The organism is Streptomyces spororaveus (genome assembly GCF_016755875.1).
Taxonomy (GTDB): domain Bacteria; phylum Actinomycetota; class Actinomycetes; order Streptomycetales; family Streptomycetaceae; genus Streptomyces; species Streptomyces spororaveus.
Window position 1 is genome coordinate 7116440 of sequence record NZ_BNED01000005.1, and the last position, 16654, is coordinate 7133093.

Annotated in this window: 14 protein-coding genes and 1 pseudogene; 2 read left to right on the plus strand and 13 right to left on the minus strand. The window is 73.1% G+C overall.

Features of this window, described 5'->3' with window-relative positions:
- Nucleotides 1–57: 57 nt before the first annotated feature.
- Nucleotides 58–1023 carry a fibronectin type III domain-containing protein gene (locus tag Sspor_RS41195; protein WP_272934855.1) on the minus strand — a complete coding sequence of 322 codons (966 nt, stop codon included), beginning with the start codon at nucleotides 1021–1023 and terminating at the stop codon, nucleotides 58–60.
- Nucleotides 1024–1256: 233 nt separating this feature from the next.
- Here Sspor_RS41195 and Sspor_RS34700 point away from each other — a divergent pair, with 233 nt between their 5' ends.
- Together Sspor_RS34700 and Sspor_RS34705 are read left to right on the plus strand one after the other, a co-directional pair.
- On the plus strand, nucleotides 1257–1451 hold the full coding sequence (locus Sspor_RS34700) for a hypothetical protein (RefSeq protein ID WP_202202622.1): 195 nt from the start codon (nucleotides 1257–1259) through the stop codon (nucleotides 1449–1451).
- A 187-nt stretch (nucleotides 1452–1638) separates the two neighbouring features.
- Nucleotides 1639–3147: a hypothetical protein gene (locus Sspor_RS34705; protein WP_372499807.1), complete on the plus strand. Its 1509-nt coding sequence runs from the start codon at nucleotides 1639–1641 to the stop codon at nucleotides 3145–3147.
- Between the two features lie 32 nt (nucleotides 3148–3179).
- Here Sspor_RS34705 and Sspor_RS34710 read toward each other — a convergent pair whose 3' ends face one another.
- The 12 genes and pseudogenes from Sspor_RS34710 to Sspor_RS34765 all read right to left on the minus strand — a co-directional run bounded on the left by Sspor_RS34710 (nucleotide 3180) and on the right by Sspor_RS34765 (nucleotide 16602).
- A complete protein-coding gene (locus Sspor_RS34710) occupies nucleotides 3180–4823 on the minus strand; it encodes a DUF6297 family protein (RefSeq protein WP_202202624.1) in 1644 nt (547 codons plus the stop codon).
- Complete coding sequence (locus tag Sspor_RS34715; protein WP_202202625.1) at nucleotides 4814–5614, minus strand: ATP-binding cassette domain-containing protein; 801 nt, start codon at nucleotides 5612–5614, stop codon at nucleotides 4814–4816. Before Sspor_RS34715 ends, Sspor_RS34710 begins: the two co-directional genes overlap by 10 nt.
- Before the next feature lie 43 nt (nucleotides 5615–5657).
- A pseudogene (locus Sspor_RS34720) lies at nucleotides 5658–6798 on the minus strand (LLM class flavin-dependent oxidoreductase).
- 11 nt (nucleotides 6799–6809) lie between these two features.
- Nucleotides 6810–7871 carry an LLM class flavin-dependent oxidoreductase gene (locus tag Sspor_RS34725; RefSeq protein WP_202202626.1) on the minus strand — a complete coding sequence of 354 codons (1062 nt, stop codon included), beginning with the start codon at nucleotides 7869–7871 and terminating at the stop codon, nucleotides 6810–6812.
- Entirely contained in the window at nucleotides 7868–9256 is a 1389-nt protein-coding gene (locus Sspor_RS34730; protein ID WP_202202627.1) for an NtaA/DmoA family FMN-dependent monooxygenase, read from the minus strand. Before Sspor_RS34730 ends, Sspor_RS34725 begins: the two co-directional genes overlap by 4 nt.
- Before the next feature lie 25 nt (nucleotides 9257–9281).
- Entirely contained in the window at nucleotides 9282–10475 is a 1194-nt protein-coding gene (locus Sspor_RS34735) for an LLM class flavin-dependent oxidoreductase (RefSeq protein ID WP_237404155.1), read from the minus strand.
- A 127-nt stretch (nucleotides 10476–10602) separates the two neighbouring features.
- Entirely contained in the window at nucleotides 10603–11346 is a 744-nt protein-coding gene (locus tag Sspor_RS34740; protein WP_202202629.1) for a GNAT family N-acetyltransferase, read from the minus strand.
- On the minus strand, nucleotides 11343–12362 hold the full coding sequence (locus Sspor_RS34745) for an ABC transporter substrate-binding protein (protein WP_202202630.1): 1020 nt from the start codon (nucleotides 12360–12362) through the stop codon (nucleotides 11343–11345). The genes Sspor_RS34740 and Sspor_RS34745 overlap by 4 nt, the downstream gene beginning before the upstream one ends.
- A 74-nt stretch (nucleotides 12363–12436) precedes the next feature.
- Entirely contained in the window at nucleotides 12437–13243 is an 807-nt protein-coding gene (locus Sspor_RS34750) for an amino acid ABC transporter ATP-binding protein (protein WP_202202631.1), read from the minus strand.
- A complete protein-coding gene (locus tag Sspor_RS34755; RefSeq protein WP_237404156.1) occupies nucleotides 13240–14202 on the minus strand; it encodes an amino acid ABC transporter permease in 963 nt (320 codons plus the stop codon). Before Sspor_RS34755 ends, Sspor_RS34750 begins: the two co-directional genes overlap by 4 nt.
- 237 nt (nucleotides 14203–14439) lie before the next feature.
- A complete protein-coding gene (locus Sspor_RS34760) occupies nucleotides 14440–15549 on the minus strand; it encodes an aryl-sulfate sulfotransferase (protein ID WP_161291388.1) in 1110 nt (369 codons plus the stop codon).
- A gap of 54 nt (nucleotides 15550–15603) precedes the next feature.
- Nucleotides 15604–16602, minus strand: coding sequence for an ABC transporter substrate-binding protein (locus Sspor_RS34765; protein WP_202202633.1), 999 nt, complete (start codon nucleotides 16600–16602; stop codon nucleotides 15604–15606).
- Between the last annotated feature and the right edge of the window lie 52 nt (nucleotides 16603–16654).

Sequence of the window (16654 nt, forward strand, 5' to 3'; positions counted from 1 at the left end):
TATTGTGCGCGATCTTCCGGTCCGGCCGCGCCGTTCAGGCCGGATCGGTGGCTTCTTTCACGCGATGAGTGTGATCCGCCGCTCCGCGGAGAAGGATCCCCAGTTGCCGTCGGGGAGTCTGGCCCGCAGTTTCACGGCCCACACCGTGCCGGGGGGCTCGGTCACCGTGAGCCGGTGTTCCGCCCGGCCGCTGGGCACCGCACCCGCTCCGAACTGGATGACCGTCGTGGGCCGTCCGTTGACGTACAGCTCGTACTCGGCGGTCGCACGGCCGGTGTCCGGGGCGGTCCAGGTCAGGGTGACGGCACCCGGGGAGGCGGTCGCGGTGAATGCGCCGGGGGCCGTACCGGGGCCGTCGCCGGAGGCGGGCGGGGTCGTCACGTCCACCGCCGGGCCGTCGGGGGAGGAGTTGTCCGCCCCGTCGCGGGCCCGGACGGTGAAGGTGTAGACGGTGTCCGGCCGGAGGTTGTCCAGGGTCGTGGCGCTCGCATCCGGTCCGGCGGTGTGGATCCGGACGCCGCCCTGGTAGACGTCGTAGGCCGTGACGCCCGTGTCGTCGGCCGCCGCGGTCCAGGACACCTGGGCGGACCGGGGCCCGGTCGCCCGGGCGGTGGTGGCGGCCGGGGGTGTGGGGGGCGTGCGGTCCTCGGCCTTGGCGGCCGGGGTGGTCACCCGGGCGGCGGGGCCGGGTCCGGAGAGGTTCCCGGCGGCGTCCTCGGCCCGGACCGTGAAGGCGTAGGCCGTCTGCGGGGTGAGGCCGGTGATGTCCACCATGGTCTTCTCGGCGGGGAGTTCACGGACCAGGCGGCCGGCTTCGAAGACCTGGTAGCCGGTCACCCCGTCCCGGTCCGCCGCCGCGTCCCACATGACGTGCGCGCTGGTGGCACTGCCGGCCTGGGCGGTCAGTCCGGCGGGGGCGGCCGGGGCCTCGGTGTCGGGCGCGGTGCAGGCGGTGAGGCCGGCGAAGCCGGTGAGGCCCGCGACGGCCAGGCGGAGGGCGAGCGTGGGGGCGCTGCGTCGCACGGGGTGCCTTCCTCGGCTGTCCTTAATGGTCTAGACATATATGGCACGGCGGGATCGGGCCCGGCAAGACCCCTGCCGCCCCCGTTCGCGCGGTCGGAAGCGGGGCCGGGACGCGGAGAGTTCGCCAAGGCCCCGCCATCCGTCACACACGGTCAACACCCGTACGGCGGACACGTCTTTCACCCGAAGGCACCCCCTCCTGCGCCACCATGGCGGCGAGTAAGGAGGTTTCGATGGTGATTTCCCTCTCGGTGGTCGTCCTGCTCCTCATCCTGGCCTGGATCTTCCTCCGCAGCGGCGGCCTCAAGTTCTCCCACGCCGTGGTCTGCGCGCTGCTCGGCTTCCACCTCGCGAGCAGCAGCATGGCCGCGACCATCCACAACGGCCTGACGGCCACCGCGAACGTGGTGTCCAGCCTCAATCCTTGATCGACTGTTGCGCCTTCGTGAATCATCCGGCCCTTCCATGGACTCCTTCAGCGGTGCGATCTAGCGTCTGGCGGCGGCGCGACATCAGACGCAATGTCAACAACGCTGAAGAGACATGGAGGAAGCCCGGATGTTCCGGAGATCGCTGAACTGCTCCGTGCTACCCGTCGTCGCCGCACTGACGGTGATGTACGGCGGCTCGCCGGCCCAGGCCGAGGAGATACCCAAGGCCCCCGGCCACCGCCTGGTCACCCACTACGACGGCGCCCCCGCGGCCGCCGCCCCGCTGCCCGGCGAGGCGCCGCCGCAGCACCCCTTCCTCGCGCCCAACGGCCGCAGCGGCATGCACGCCGACGCGGCGGGCAGCGCCACCTCCCCCTGGTCGGGGCCGCTCGGCAAGAACCCGAAGGTGACCAGCGAGAAGATCGCCGCCCTCGGCGGCGAGTGCGCGACCGCGACCTTCGACTCGGCCGGCCGGCTCGTCACCGTGTGCGGCACCTTCTCCGGCTTCAAGGTCAAGCTCCTGGACCCCCGGACACTCGCCACGCTCGCGGAACACCAGCTCCCGCAGCGCTCCTCGACGGTCGAGGCGATCACCACGCTCGACTTCGCGAAGATCTTCAAGGACACCTCGGGCGGCGCCTACTTCTACCTCGACGACCAGGACCGGGCCGTGCTGGCCGACTCCCGCCAGCACATCCTGCGCCTCGCCCACTCCCAGAACCCCGACGGCAGCTGGAAGTTCACCGTCGACAACGACTGGGACCTCACCGGGCAGGTCCCGCACGACTGCGTGACCTGGACCAATCTGTGGCCCAGCGGCACCTGCGACCCCGTCACCTCCGTGATGCCCGACTGGGACGGCCGCATCTGGTGGGTCACCCGGCAGGGCCGGGTCGGCACGGTGGATCCGGCGACCTCGCGGATCCGTTCCGTCCACCTGCGGGGCGAGGAGATCCAGAACTCCTTCTCGGTCGCCGAGGACGGTGTCTCCATCGTCTCCGACCACGCGCTGTACAGCTTCCGCGCCGCCGCCGACGGCACCCCCGAGGTGCAGTGGCGCCAGACGTACGACCGGGGCACCTCCGCCAAGCCCGGCTCCGTCAACCAGGGTTCGGGCACCACCCCGGACCTCTTCGGCCAGGGCTACGTCGCGATCACCGACAACGCCGACGACCGGATGAACGTCCTGGTCTACCGGCGGGGGGTGGACGTCCCCGCCGACGGCCGACTGGTCTGCAAGGTGCCGGTGTTCGGCTCCGGTGCCTCGACCACCGACAACTCCCTCATCACCTGGGGCAACAGCATCGTCGTCGAGAACAACTACGGCTACGAGAACCCCACCACCCTGCTGCTGGGCAAGTCCGTCGTGGGCGGAGTGGCCCGCATCGACGTCCGCGCCGACGGCAGCGGCTGCGACACCGTCTGGGAGAGCGCGATCCGCGCCCCCTCCGTGGTCCCGAAGCTCTCCACCGCGAACGGGCTGCTCTACTTCTACGAGAAGGAGCCCAACGCCTGGGGCATCGACGCCTGGTACCTCACGGCCGTGGACTTCCGCACGGGCGAGCGCCGCTGGCGGCAGCTGACCGGCACCGGCCCGCTCTACGACAACAACTGGGCGCCGATCACCCTCGGCCCCGACGGCACCGCGTACGTCGGCGTCTTCAACGGCATCGTCGCGGTCCGCGACAGCTGACGGACGGCCCGCCCGCCGCCAGGTACCGCTGATCAGGACAGGTCACGCGCCTGGCGGCCGACCCGGTGGGCCGACCAGGCGAGCACCGCGGCCGAGCGGGCGGCGAGCCACAGGACCGCGGAGCCGTCCGAGGCGCCGGGTGCGGCGGACACCGTGTGCCACAGCCACGGGGCGACGACGAAGCCGGCCGCCAGGGCCGGGGCGAGCCGCCACAGGACGAAGGGCACGGCGGCGTACCAGTCGAGGGACAGGGCCAGCAGGTCGTAGCGGGGCGCGCCCCGATAGGCGCCGACCAGCGTGCTGCCCACGAGCGACGGTCCCGCCAGGAGCAGGGCCGTCGCGTAGGCGGTGAGGTCACGGGCGGGCGTGCCGGGGAGGTGCGCGACCGACCAGGCGGCCGCGGCCGCCGCCCACAGCAGGAGCACGGGTACCGCCAGGTGTCCGACCGCGAGCACGCCGGGCGGGAAGGGCAGCAGCAGGGCGCGCCGTGGCCGGTCGGTGTCCTGGTAGGCGGGCTCGGCCAGCGCGACCGCCGCCAGGTAGAGGGGTACGACCAGGATCAGGCCCGTCGCCGTGGACCGGAGCGGCCCCACCGGACCGTGGGGGCTCTCGGTGAGCCATCGGGCGACCAGGTGGGTCGCGGCGGCGCCTGCGCTCAGGGCCACGAGGGACGCGGCCAGCCGCCCGGGGTGGCGCAGGAGGACGACGGCGTCCCGCCACACGATCACCGCCCACCGGGACCGCGGCATGCGCAGACGGCCCCGGCGCCGGCCGGCGGACTGCAGGACGAGCGTCAGTGCGCGCAGGTCCAGCAGGGTCGCGCCCTGGGCCGCCCGGCGGCTGGTACGGCCGCGCTGGAGCAACTCGGCCGTCGGGATGGCCGCGGCCGCTCCGAAGGCCGCCCGCAGCGCGACGGCCGCGCACAGCAGGAGGGCGCCGAGCGCCACCGACCAGGCGAGCGGCACCCCTTGGGCCGCGCCGGCCGTCGCCCAGGCGGCCCAGCCCCCGGGGCCGCACAAGGCGGCCAGCGGGGTGACGGACGGAACGGCCGGGCCGGTGAACACGATCGCGCAGCCGATGACGGCCGAACCGGTGCCGAGGGCGCGGGCCCGCCCGGCCAGGGCCGGCCGCACCTCGATCAGCGTTCCCACGGCCACCGCGATCCAGGCCAGGGCCAGATGCGCGCCGAGGGCCACGGGCAGGACCGCGAACCGCGGACGGCCTTCGAGCAGCAGCGCGAGGGCGGCCGCCAGGGTGCCGGTGAGCAGACCCGCGAGGGTCGCGACGACCACGGCACGTGTCAGGCGGGGGCGCAGCAGCCGTCCCCGGTCGCCGGGCAGCGGCAGGAGCCAGGTGATCTCGGCCGTGCCCAGCAGCACCGGGCCGAGCCGTACGCAGAGGGCCGCCTGGGCCGCCCACAGGAGCAGACCCGAGGCGACGAGGACGGTACGGGCGGCGGCGCCTCCGGGGGCGCCGAGGGCGTGACCGACGGCGGGCGCCGACCGCACCAGGCCGGCGAGCACCACGACGGTCGAGACGGCGACGCACACCCACGCCCACACGTCGTCGAAGCGCGGCCGCCCCGGACCGCGGGCCCGCCGGGCACGCGCGGCCTGTGCCATGGCTTCGGCTGTGGCGTCCTCCTCGTCCCTCGCGAGGCCCGTGGTCACCGCCACGGCGACGCCGCCGCCGCACCGGTGACTTCGGAGGGCGTGCCGAGGGCCGCGACGCGTCCCCGGTCCAGGAGCAGGACCCGGTCGGCGGCCTCCTCCACGGTCGCCCGGTCGTGCGAGGCCAGCAGGACCGCAGTGCCGAGCACCTTGGCCGCCCGCAGCGCGGCGGCGAGCCGACGCCGGGCGCCGGTGTCCAGCCTCTGTTCGGGCTCGTCCACGACGATCAGACGGGCCGGCCGCACCAGGACCGCGGCGAGCAGGAGCATCTGGCGCTGTCCCGCCGACAACGCGTCGGGGAACGCGCCGGCCCGGTGGTCCAGTCCGAGTTCCGCGAGCACCCGCTCCGTCGCGGGCCCGGCGTCCTTGCCCATGCCGTGCGCGGTGGCGACCATGCGGATGTGCTCACCGACCGTCAGGTCGGGAAAGCACTCGGCCCCGTCGAGCAGCAGCGCGACCTCGCGCCGGAAGGCGGCGTCCGCCTCGCGCGGTGGCCGGTCGGCGAAGAACACCTCGCCCGCGTCCGCCTGTTGCCTGCCGACGCAGACGCGCAGCAGCGTCGACTTGCCGGAGCCGTTGGCGCCGGCGAGGGCCAGGCAGCGGCCGGCTCGCAGATCGAGGTGCACGTCGTCGAGCACGGCCTCGGCACCGTAGGTGACGCGAATGCCGGTGGCCCGCAGCACGGCCGCCGGCGTCGGCGTCCGCCCCTTCGCCCGCCCGTCGCTCGACTCCCCGTCGCTCGACTCCCCGTCGCGCGGCGCGGAGCCCGGCGGCCGCCTCCGCCGAAATATATTCATCGGGCACGAATATACCCAGGCGGTTCAGCGCCACGGGAGTCCCTCAGGCCGCCGACCGGCGGTGCCACTCCTCGGCGAGCAGACGGTAGGAGTTCACCCGGTCGGCGTGCCCGTGCGTGATCGTGGTGATCAGCAACTCGTCCGCGTCCGTCGCCTCCTGGAGCCGCTCCAGGTGATCGGCGACGGTCCGTGCCGAGCCGACGAACCGGGTCTCGACCCGGTCGGCCACCAACTGCCGGTCCGCGTCGGTCCACGGCAGCGCCCGCGCCTCGGCGGGGGTCGGGTAGGGGATGGCCCCCTCGGCCGTGCGGATGCTGCGCACCCAGGCCCCGTACCCGGTGGCCAGCTCGCGCGCCGTCTCCTCGTCCTCGGCCACCACCACATCGGCGGACACCGTCAGATACGGCCGCTCCAGCTCGGCCGACGGCTTGAACGCGGCCCGGTACCCCTCGGCCGCCTCCAGCACCGCCGCCGGGCTGACGTGGTAATTCGCCGCGAAACGGAGCCCGTTGCGGCCCGCCGTCTCGGCGCTCACCCCGCCGCTGCTGCCGAGGATCCAGACCTGTACGTCGGCCCCCTCGCCGGGGACGGCGTGCGCCTCCACCCCCTCCGGGGAGCGGTACTCGGCCCCGCAGCAGCGCGAGCACGTCGTCGACCTGCTCGCCGTACTCCTGCGGCCGGGCCCCCGGCAGGTTCAGCAGCTTCTGCTGCAGGGTCACCCGTGGATGGTCCAGGAGACCGGCGAAGGAGAAGGGGGCGGGGATCCGCAGGCCGTTCGGGGCGTACCCGTCGACGACCGGGGTGACCGGCGGCCGCGGGTCCGGGCCGCCGGACGGCCGGGGCCGGCCCGCCGAGCGGCCCAGCCCCAGGTCGATGCGCCCGGGATGCAGCGCGTCGATCAGGCCGAACTCCTCGACCGTCGACAGCGCGGTGCGGTGCCCGAGCTGCACCGCGCCGGAGCCGAGCCGGATGGTCGAGGTCGCGGAGGCGGTCAGCGCGAGCACGACCGCCGGGGAGGTCCCGGCGACCCCCGGATTGAGGTGGTGCTCGGCGAACCAGTAGCGGGCATAGCCGAACTCCTCGGCCTGCCGGGCGAGATCGATGCTGTGCCGCAGGGCCTCGGTGGCGGTGGAACCGGAGGAGACGGGGACGAGGTCGAGGACCCCGAGGGGGATGCCGGGCATGGCCGGACTCCTTAAAGGTCGGGGAGGGCGGGGTCGGGGAAGACGGGGTCGGGTATCGCGCGGCGCAGCACCGGGGCGATGTCCGACTGGAAGAGTTCGAGCGAGGCGCGGTGGTCCGCCTCGGGGAGCCCGCCCGCCTCGGCCTGCAGATGCAGGGCCGTGTGACCGAAGGCCTCGTGGTAGCGGTGCACCTTCTCGATGACCTGCTGGGGGCTGCCGATCAGCGCCGAGCTCCGCTCGACGAAGTCCTCCAGGGTCGGGAAGACGGGGGCCGTCCCCAGCTGCTCGTGGAAGGCGAGGTAGCGCGCGAACGCGGGCCGGTACGCCGCGACCGCCTGCTGCGAGGTCCGGGCGGCGTGGTAGCCGGCCGTGCCCGCGCCGACCACCGCCCGCGCCGGATCGTGGCCGTAGTGCTCCCAGCGCTCCCGGTAGTGGCGGATCAGCTCGGCGTAGGGGCCGATCGGGTGGGTGACGTTCGCCGAGAACAGCGGATCGCCGTACCGCGCCGCGAGGTCGACCGACTCCCGGCTCGTGGCGCTGCCGTGCCAGACCCTCAGGGTCCGCTGGTACGGCCTCGGCAGCACCTCGGCACCGCTCAGCGCGGGCCGGAAGCGCGGCTGCGCGCTGACCTTGTCCTCCCGCCAGATCCGGCGGAACAGCTCGTAGCCCTCGGCGTTGCGTGCCCACTGGTCCTCGGGGGTCACCTGGAACAGCTCGCGCTGCGCGGTGCCGTTGCCCTTGCCGATCATCAGCTCCAGGCGCCCGTCGCTGAGGTGGTCGAGCGTCGCGTAGTCCTCGTACGCCCGCACCGGGTCGAGCAGGCTCAGGGTGGTGACGGCGGTGAACAGCCGGATCCGGTGGGTCAGCGCGGCGATGTGGCTGAGCACCACGGGCGGTGAGGAGGACAGGAACGGCCGCTCGTGGCGCTCTCCCACGCCGAAGCCGTCGAAGCCGAGCTGCTCCGCCCGCAGCGCGGCGGCGACCACCCCGCGGAACCGCTCCCGGGTGGGCCCGGGGCCTCCCGTCACCGGGTCCGGGGAGTCCGTGATCAGGGTGATGGCGAGGAACTTCACGAGACCGGGGCAGGGGCAGGGGCAGGGGTGGAGGCAGGGGCCGGAACCGCGAGGCCGAGGTGGTCGCGCAGGGTGGTGCCCTCGTACTCGGTGCGGAAGACCCCCCGCTCCTGGAGCAGCGGTACGACGGAGTCCGCGAAGGCGTCCAGGCCGCCCGGGGTGATGTGGGGGACCAGGATGAACCCGTCGGCGGCGTCCGCCTGCACCAGCGCGTCGATCGACCCGGCGATGGTGGCGGCCGAACCGACGAAGGTCTGGTCGGCGGTGGTCGCGATGACCAGCTCGCGGATCGACAGGTTCTTCGCCCGGGCCAGCTCCCGCCACTGCCGGGCGGTGGCGAGCGGATCGCGGAACTGCCGTACGCTCGCCCGCCCCAGGGCGATGGTGTTCTCCCCGACCAGGGGGTCGGTCTCGGGCAGCGGACCGTCCGGGTCGTAGGCGGACAGGTCCCGGTTCCAGACGTGCTCCAGGAACTTGATCGCGGTCTGCCCGCTGACCTGGAGGCGGCGCACCTCGTGCGCGATCTCCCGGGCCTCCGCGTCGGTGTCGCCGAGCACGAAGGTGGCCGCCGGGAGGATCTTCAGCTGGTCGTGCGTCCGGCCGTGCCGGGCGAGCCGGCCCTTGACGTCCGCGTAGAACTCCCGCCCCGCGTCGAGGGTTCCGTACCGTCCGAAGATCGCGTCGGCGCCGGCGGCGGCGAACTCCCGGCCCTCCTCGGAATCGCCCGCCTGGAAGATCACGGGCCGGCCCTGCGGGCTGCGCGGCACGTTGAACCGACCCTCGATGTCGAAGTGCCGGCCCCGATGGGCGAAGACCCCGGCCCGCGCGTTCCGCAGGAAGGTGCCGGACCCGGCGTCGGCGGCGATCTCGGAGCCGTCCCAGGAGTCGAACAGTTCGGTGGCGGTGGCCAGGAACTCCTGGGCGCGTGAGTAGCGGTCCTCGCGCGGCAGGAACCCGCCGCGCCGGAAGTTCTCGCCGGTGAAGGCGTCCCAGGAGGTGACCACGTTCCAGGCGGCCCGGCCTTCCGAGAGGTGGTCGAGCGTGGCGAACTGGCGGGCCACCTCGTAGGGCTCGTTGAAGGTGGAGTTGATGGTGCCGGTCAGCCCCAGACGATCGGTCACCGCGGCCAGGGCGGCGAGTACCGTGAAGGTGTCGGGCCTGCCGACCACGTCCAGGTCGTATATCTCACCGCCCTGTTCGCGCAGGCGCAGGCCCTCCGCGAGGAAGAGGAAGTCGAACTTGGCGCGCTCGGCCGTCCGCGCGAAGTGGATGAACGAGTCGAAGTCGATATGGCTGCCGGCGGCCGGGTCGCTCCACACGGTGGTGTTGTTGACGCCCGGGAAGTGGGCCGCGAGATGGATCTGCTTGAGCGGCTTGCTGCTCATGGTTCGTCCTTCCGGAGGGTCCGGGTCAGGCGGCGGGTCGGGCAGCGGGCCGTGCGTAGCGGTTGGCCGGGCGCTCCAGCCCGAGCAGGCCGCGCAGCGTGTCCGCCTCGTACGCGTGGCGGAAGGCCCCGCGCCGCTGGAGTTCCGGCACCAGGGAACGGGTGATGGCGGGCAGGTCGTGGGCGATCACGCCCGGCCGCAGCAGGAAGCCCGACAGCCCCGCGGCCCGCCGCTCCAGCAGCAGGTCCGCCAGCTGCCCGGGACTCCCGGTGAAAGCCGTGCCGCCGTCGCCGTGCGGGAGTCCCGCGAGCGCGTCGAGGCGCTCCAGGCGTGCGGCGGCGGCCGGGGCGTCCGCGTCGAGGAACACCGTGAGTTCCCCGAAGAGGTGCAGCGGCTCCGCGGTGGCCCCGGTCGCCTCCCGGGCCCGCCGGATCGCCGCCACGGCGGCGCGCGCACCGTCGCCGTCGTGCGCGGCCACGTACCCGACCTCGGCGGACCGGGCGATGAGCGCGTACGAGGCCTCGCCGGCGCCGGACGCGCTGACGACGGGCTGTCCCTGCGGCGGGCGGGGGGTGATCGAGGGGCCCCTGACGCTGAAGTGGCGGCCCTCGAAGTCGATGTGGTGCAGCTTCTCGCGGTCGACGAACCGGCCCGTGGCCACGTTCCGGATCTCCGCGTCGTCCTCCCAGCTGTCCCACAGCCGCCGGACCACCTCGACGTGGTCGGCGGCCTCCGCGTACAGCTCCCCGTCCGCGAACGGAGCGGTGCGCCGCCCGAAGTGGCTTGCCTCGTGGGCGAGTCCGGACACCTGGATCCGCAGGCCCGCACGGCCGCGGCTGACATGGTCGGGCGTGGCGATCGCCTTGGAGATGTGGAAGGGCTCGGTGTGGGTGGCCGTCACGGCCGGGACCAGCCCGATGCGCCGGGTCAGGGGCGCCACCCGGGCCGCGGTGAGCACCGCGTCCAGCCGCCCGCGGACCCGGTCCGTGCGTTCGTCGGATCCGGTGGGCGAGGAGGACTGCAGGGCGAGGCCGTCCTCGAAGGTGATGAAGTCGAGCAGCCCGGTCTCGGCCTCGGAGGCGAGACCGGCCCAGTAGCGGGCGGTGAAGAGCTCTGCGGGCCGGGCACCCGGCTCGCGCCAGGCGGCCGGGTGCCGGCCCGCTCCGTCGAGAGCGACGGCCAGGTGCAGGGGCGCCGGGGACGATGAGGAAACGGACACGGAGAATGGCGCCTTCCTGCTCGGCGTACGGAAAAGGGAAGTCGATGCGGGATCGGGAATTCGGCCCGTCATCAATTTCTTTCGAAAACGCTACGCCCGATAGCGGTGCCATACAATGACCGCAATATTAAGAGAAGTTGGCAGCGGTGTTGCCCGGGGCCCGGACGGCCAGGAAGAAGGGCCGGCGGCGCAGGGTGAAGCCGATCGACTCGTAGAGCCGGACGGCACGTGTGTTGCCCGCCGCGGTGTGCAGGAACGGGACCTCGCCGCGCTCCCGGATGCCCGCGGCGACGGCCCGCACCAGCCTGGTCGCCAGGCCCTGGCCGCGGTGGTCGGGATGGGTGCACACCGCGCTGATCTCGGTCCAGCCGGGCGGACGCAGCCGCTCCCCGGCCATGGCGACCAGCCGGCCCTGCCGGCGGATGCCGAGGTAGGTGCCCAGCTCGACGGTGCGGGGGAGGAAGGGCCCGGGCTCGGTCAGCCGGATCAGCGCGAGGACCTCCGGCACGTCGGCGGCGCCCAACCGGACCGCCTCCGGGGCCGGCTCGGCGCGCAGTGAGGTGTCGACGAGCTGGACGCCCTGGATCCGCCCGACGGTCTCCCAGCCGTCGGGCGGGGTCAGCACCCCGGCGAGCGAGGCGACCTCGCCGTCGCCGACCAGCGTGCGCAGGTCGGCCCAGGAACGCGGGTCCTGCGGGTCGGCGAGGGCGGCGAAGGGCGAGACGTCCGGGGAGTAGCGGGCGGCGCGGGCCGCGACGGCGCCGCCTCCCGCCGGGTACTCGGCGAAGGCGGTGTGCGCGCCGGACAGGGCGGCCCAGGCCGGGTTGTCCAGGACATGGGGGTCGAGTGAGGTGTGCGCGGGGGTGCTCACGAGTTGCTCAGGGGCAGGCCGGGCGGGTTGACCGCAGAGGTCTTGACGGCCTCGTTGGAGAGGTTCCAGGCCGCCAGCAGCTTCTCGTACTGGCCGTTCTCGATCAGGTGGTTGACGGCCGCGGCCACCGGCTCGGCCAGCCCGCTGTCCTTCTTGGCGGTCGCCGCGATCAGGCCCTGCAAGGACTCGCCGGCGCCGGAGAAGGACCCCGCGTTGCGCGTGGGGGTGCTGCCGTTCGCGGTCTGGGTGACGTGGTAGGCGATGGAGGGGTTCGGGGCGAAGTTGATGTCGATCTTCTTGCCGCTCAGGGCGAGGAAGACGCTGTTGGCGTCGGGGAAGTACTTGACGGTGAGGTCCTTGCCCTCGGCCCGCAGCTTCTTCTGCCACTCCAGGAGGATCTTCTCCTGGTTGGTGCCCGAGCTGACGGCGACCGTCCGGCCCGCGAGGTTGCGGTAGTCGCCGTCGAAGTTCCAGGGGCTGTCCTTCAGCACCTCGAAGGCCAGGTTGTCCTGCCGGTACGAGGCGAACTCGTACTTCTTCTTGCGCTCCTCGGTGACCGTGACGTTGGTGAAGGCCACGTCGACCTTGCCGCTGTCGATGCCGACGAAGAGGTTCTCCCAGGTGGAGTTCTTCACGACCGGCTTGAGCCCGAGGGCGGCGGCCACCAGCCGGCCCAGGTCCGGCTCCGCGCCGGTGAGCGTCTTCTGGTCGGTGCCGACGTAGGCCAGCGGCGGGAAGCCGGCGGGCAGCGCGCCGACACCGACGACCAGCTCGCCCCGTTCGCGGACGGCCGCCGGCAGCCGGGCGCGCAGCGACTCGACGACGGGGACGGACAGTTCCGTCCGCCGGGCGGCGCCGTTGGACTCCGCGCCGACGGTGACCTTGCCCGAGGCGCTGGGCGTCGCGGTGGCCTCGGCGTCACCGCACGCGGTGAGTCCGCCGGCCAGGGTCACGGCGGCCGTCGCGGCGCCGAGGCCGCGCAGGAGTCTGACGCGCAGGGTGGGCTCGTGGTGCATGGCGTTCCTTTGCGGGAGGGGGAGGGGGAGGGGCGGACAGGCGGAGGAGGAGCGGAAGGCGGAGCCGGGGCGGGTCACAGGACCTTGCTCAGGAACTCCCGGGTCCGCGGATGGGCGGGCCGGTCCAGGACCAGCTCGGGGGGACCCTGTTCGACGACGCGCCCGTCGTGGAGGAAGACCACCTCGTCGGCCACCTCGCGGGCGAAGCCGATCTCGTGCGTCACGATCACCAGCGTGGTGCCCCCGGTGGCCAGCTCCTTGATCACGGACAGCACCTCGCCCACGAGCTCCGGATCGAGTGCGGAGGTGGGCTCGTCGAAGAGGATGACCCCCGGGCGCAGCGCGAGGGCACGGGCGATGGCCACCCGCTGCTGCTGCCCGCCGGACAGCTGCCGCGGATAGGCGCCCGTCCGGTCCCCGAGCCCGACGCGTTCCAGCAGTTCCCGTGCCAGGTCCTCGGCCTCGTCGCGGGGGAGCCGCCCGGTGGCGACCGGAGCCGCGGCGACGTTGTCCAGCACGGTGAGGTGCGGGAAGAGGTTGAAGTTCTGGAAGACGAAGCCGATCCGGCCGCGCTGGGCGAGGATCGCACGCTCGCTCAGCTCCTTCAGCCGCCCTCCGTGCCGCCGGACGCCGATCGGCTCACCGCCCACGCTGACGTACCCGGCCTCGGGCTTCTCCAGGTGGTTGATGACCCGCAGCAGGGTGGACTTCCCCGATCCGGAGCGCCCCAGGACGACGGTGACCGTGCCCGGTGGGACGGTCAGGTTCACCCCGTCCAGGACCGGCCGGCCCCCGAACCACTTGTGCACGTCGTGGACCTCGATCGCGGCGGGCCGCGGCGTGAGCGTGTCGGTCGTGGCCGCGGTGGTGTTCGTGGTCATCGAGCCGTCTCCTTCCGGAAGCGGACCCGCAGCTCGCGCAGGGCCACCCGGACCCGTTGCAGCGGGGTGGGCGGCAGCGTGCGCAGCGCACCGCGCGCGTAGTGCCGCTCGACGTAGAACTGGACGACGGAGATCAGGCTGGTGAGGATCACGTACCAGGCGGTCGCCACCAGCAACAGCGGCACCACGTCGCCCGAGTAGGTGCCGGCCAGGCTCTGCACCGAGCCGAACAGGTCGAGCAGGGACACGTAGAAGACCAGCGAGGTGGCCTTGACCAGCCCGATCAGCAGGTTCACGTACGAGGGGACGATCGCCCGCAGCGCCTGCGGCAGGACGATCCGGGTGAACCGGTAGCGCCCGGGCAGTCCCAGCGCGGCCGCCGCCTCGTGCTGGCCCTGGTCCACGGAGAGCAGGCCCGCCCGTACCACCTCGGCCGCGTACGCGGCTTCGGCCAGGCTCAGGCCCACGACCGCGATGACCATGTCCGGGGCCGGCCGGGTTTCGTCGAAGGTGAGGAAGGCCGGTCCGAACGGCACCCCGATGCCGAAAGTGGGGTAGAGCGCCCCGAGGTTGTAGAGGAAGAGGAGGACGACGATCAGCGGCACGGAACGCAGCAGCCAGACGTACGTCCAGCTCACCGACCTCAGTACCGGGTTGGCGGAGAGCCTGGCGAGGGCGAGCAGAACACCGCCGACCAGGCCCAGCACCGCGCTGTACGCGGCCACCTGGAGGGTGATGAGCAGCCCCTCGAGGATGACGGGCCGCAGGAACCAGTAGGCGAAGCGGTGCCATTGGTAGAAGGGATTGGTGAGCAGTCCGTGCACGGCCTGGGAGGCGAGCACCAGCACGACGCCGGTGGCGAGCCACCGCCCGGGCCGGCGGAGCGGGCGGACCCGCTCGGCTGGCGCGGGCGGGCCGGACGGGCCGGTGGGCGCGGCGAGGACAAGGGATTCGGTCACGGGCACTCCAGCAGCTTCGACATATCGAAGAATCGAAAGAAGCAGCCGTCATGCCGGAAAGAAGAGGCCGCCGATGTCGTTGTCTGCGGCGTAAGCTAGGCAGCCCGGATAAGGGCTGTCAACGTTTTCCGATCGGTATCCGGATAAGCGTGCGGCAATGTAATCAGCCGTACATGAAACGCCTTCCGGTGAAATAATGCGGGGTGCGTGGGGAGCATGGGGCGTCGGGTGTGTGCCTCACAGCCAGGGGAACTGCTCGGCGGCGTACCGGTAGGCGCGGAAGACCGAGTTCTGGGCGCCGGCCGAGGACTCCAGGCCCACGCCCTCCCCGAAGGACCGGAACTGCGGGACCACGAACTCCCACACCACGTCCCCGCCGGGAGTCACCTCGAAGAGCCGCCCGAAGGAGCCCTCGGCGATGAAGGTGTTGCCGTTCGGCAGGCGCTGGGCGCTGGACATGTACGGGCTGAAGAAGTTCTGCGGCGGGTTGTCCTCGTACGCCCACACCTCCTTGCCGGTGGACGGGTCGAGCTCCAGCACCCGCGAGTACGGCACCGAGGTGGTGTCGCGGTAGGTGCCGTTGTCGAAGACCAGCAGGGTGCCGCCGGGCAGTTCGTGCGGATGGTGCTGCTGGGCGAGCACGTCCGGGCCGATGCGCCACCGCACCGACCCGTCGGCGCGGTCGACCGACACGGTGGTCGACGCGCTGCGGAAGCCCACCACGATCGAGCCGTCCGCGCTCTCGTTGACGGTGTTGGCCATCGGCCAGTGGTTGCGGGCGAAGTGCCGGTTCAGCGGTACCTCCTCCGGGTCCAGGTGCTCGATGGCGGCCCAGCGCCACACGATCTCCCCGTCCCAGGTCAGCTCGTACACCACGTCCCCGTAGATCACCCCGCCGGGCGCCTCGGAGCCGGGGATGCCGCCGCGGATCCGGGCCGCGTCGGCCGGGTCCAGGGGCTCCACGGCCCCGATGAGCAGGTTGCCGTTGCGCAGGATCGAGGCGTCGTGGTGGTGGAAGGGGTGCCGCACCTCGCGGAGCACCGTGGAGTCCGGCGCGAGCTCCTGGAAGATGCCGCCGTGGTACACGTCCCAGATGGGGAAGAGGGTGGGGCCGCTCGTGTCCTTGGCCGCGTAGAAGAGGTTGCCGTTCGGCAGGATCTGCGCCTGGCGACCGGGCGGGTGCGGGGAGTTCCAGGTGTGGACCGGTCGGCCCTCGATGTCGACGAGGTGGATCTCGCCGGCACTGGTGATCGGTGTGTAGAGGGTGAGGCCGCCGTAGCTGCGCTCGGGGTCGTGGGCGATCAGGCCGACGCCGCGGCGGCGCAGGGTGTTCTGGTCGACGGTCATGGGATCTCTCCTGGGTGCGTGTGCGTGTGCGTGTGCGTGGGTGCGGGTGCGGGTTCAGCGGACGGTGACGGCGGCCGGGTCGGCGGCCGTCAGGGGGCCGGAGTCGAGGGAGCGCAGCAGTGCGGCGCGGTCGGCGGCGCCGGGCAGGTTCTGGGCGGCCTTGGCCCAGGCGGCCTCCTCCTCCAGCTGCGCCAGCAGCTCGGGGGAGAGGGTGGGGCCGTACGTGTAGCGGGGCTGGTAGGTCTCGACGTAGGCGGCCTGCAGGACGCCCTTGGACTGGGCGAGTACGGCCTTGCGCGCCCCGGCCGGGTCCGCTTCGAGCTCCCGCTGGGCGCGCAGCAGCGTACGCAGGACCGCGGTGGTGCTCTCCGCGTTCGCGGACGGACCGGCGACGAGGAGGGTCCGGGCCGTGTATCCGGTGAAGGGGAGCTCGGCGTAGGCGGCGCCCAGGGCGGTGCGCGCGGCGTCGTAGAAGCTGGGGAAGGTGACCCCGGCGTCGATGTCGCCGCGGGCCAGGGCCGAAGTGACCTGGTTCGGGGCCAGGTTGACCACCGTCACGTCCGAGGCGGTCAGCTGCGCCGAGGCGAGCATCCGCGACAGCGCGTACTCGACGTTCGTGCCCTGCGGGACCCCGACCTTGCGGCCCTTCAGCGCGGCGAAGCCGGTGATCTGCCGGTCGGTACGGGTGAGCAGCCGCCAGTCGGAGAACCGGGACAGGTCGGCCACGACCCGCAGCTCGCGCCCGCCCAGTGCGGCCGTCACGGCGGGCAGATCGCCGACGACGCCGAGCTGCGCCTGGCCGCCGAGCACGGCGTTCAGCGCGTCCCGGCCGGTGGGCTGGGAGGTGACGGTGGCCTCGATGCCCTCGGCCGGCCAGAGGTCGCCCTGCTCGGCCAGGTAGACGGGGGCGCCGCCGAGATGGTCGCTCGCGGCGAGGGTGACGGCCGGGCGGGCGCCGTCCGCGGTGCCCGACGCGGAGCCGGTGCAGGCGGTGGCGAGCGGGGAGAGTAGGACGGCGAGCAGTACGGCGGTCACCGCGCGGGGTCTGAGCATGGTGAACAGTCCTTCCGGGGACAGGAGGGGGGCAGGGGGGCAGGGGGAGCAG

Bases quoted from the DNA above. Each gene is read 5' to 3' on its own strand.
- Sspor_RS34700 (WP_202202622.1), top strand. From the start codon at position 1,257: ATGGTGATTTCCCTCTCGGTGGTCGTCCTGCTCCTCATCCTGGCCTGG.
- Sspor_RS34705 (WP_372499807.1), top strand. From the start codon at position 1,639: ATGTACGGCGGCTCGCCGGCCCAGGCCGAGGAGATACCCAAGGCCCCC.
- Sspor_RS34715 (WP_202202625.1), bottom strand. From the start codon at position 5,614: ATGAATATATTTCGGCGGAGGCGGCCGCCGGGCTCCGCGCCGCGCGAC.
- Sspor_RS34730 (WP_202202627.1), bottom strand. From the start codon at position 9,256: ATGAGCAGCAAGCCGCTCAAGCAGATCCATCTCGCGGCCCACTTCCCG.
- Sspor_RS34745 (WP_202202630.1), bottom strand. From the start codon at position 12,362: ATGCACCACGAGCCCACCCTGCGCGTCAGACTCCTGCGCGGCCTCGGC.
- Sspor_RS34750 (WP_202202631.1), bottom strand. From the start codon at position 13,243: ATGACCACGAACACCACCGCGGCCACGACCGACACGCTCACGCCGCGG.
- Sspor_RS34760 (WP_161291388.1), bottom strand. From the start codon at position 15,549: ATGACCGTCGACCAGAACACCCTGCGCCGCCGCGGCGTCGGCCTGATC.
- Sspor_RS34765 (WP_202202633.1), bottom strand. From the start codon at position 16,602: ATGCTCAGACCCCGCGCGGTGACCGCCGTACTGCTCGCCGTCCTACTC.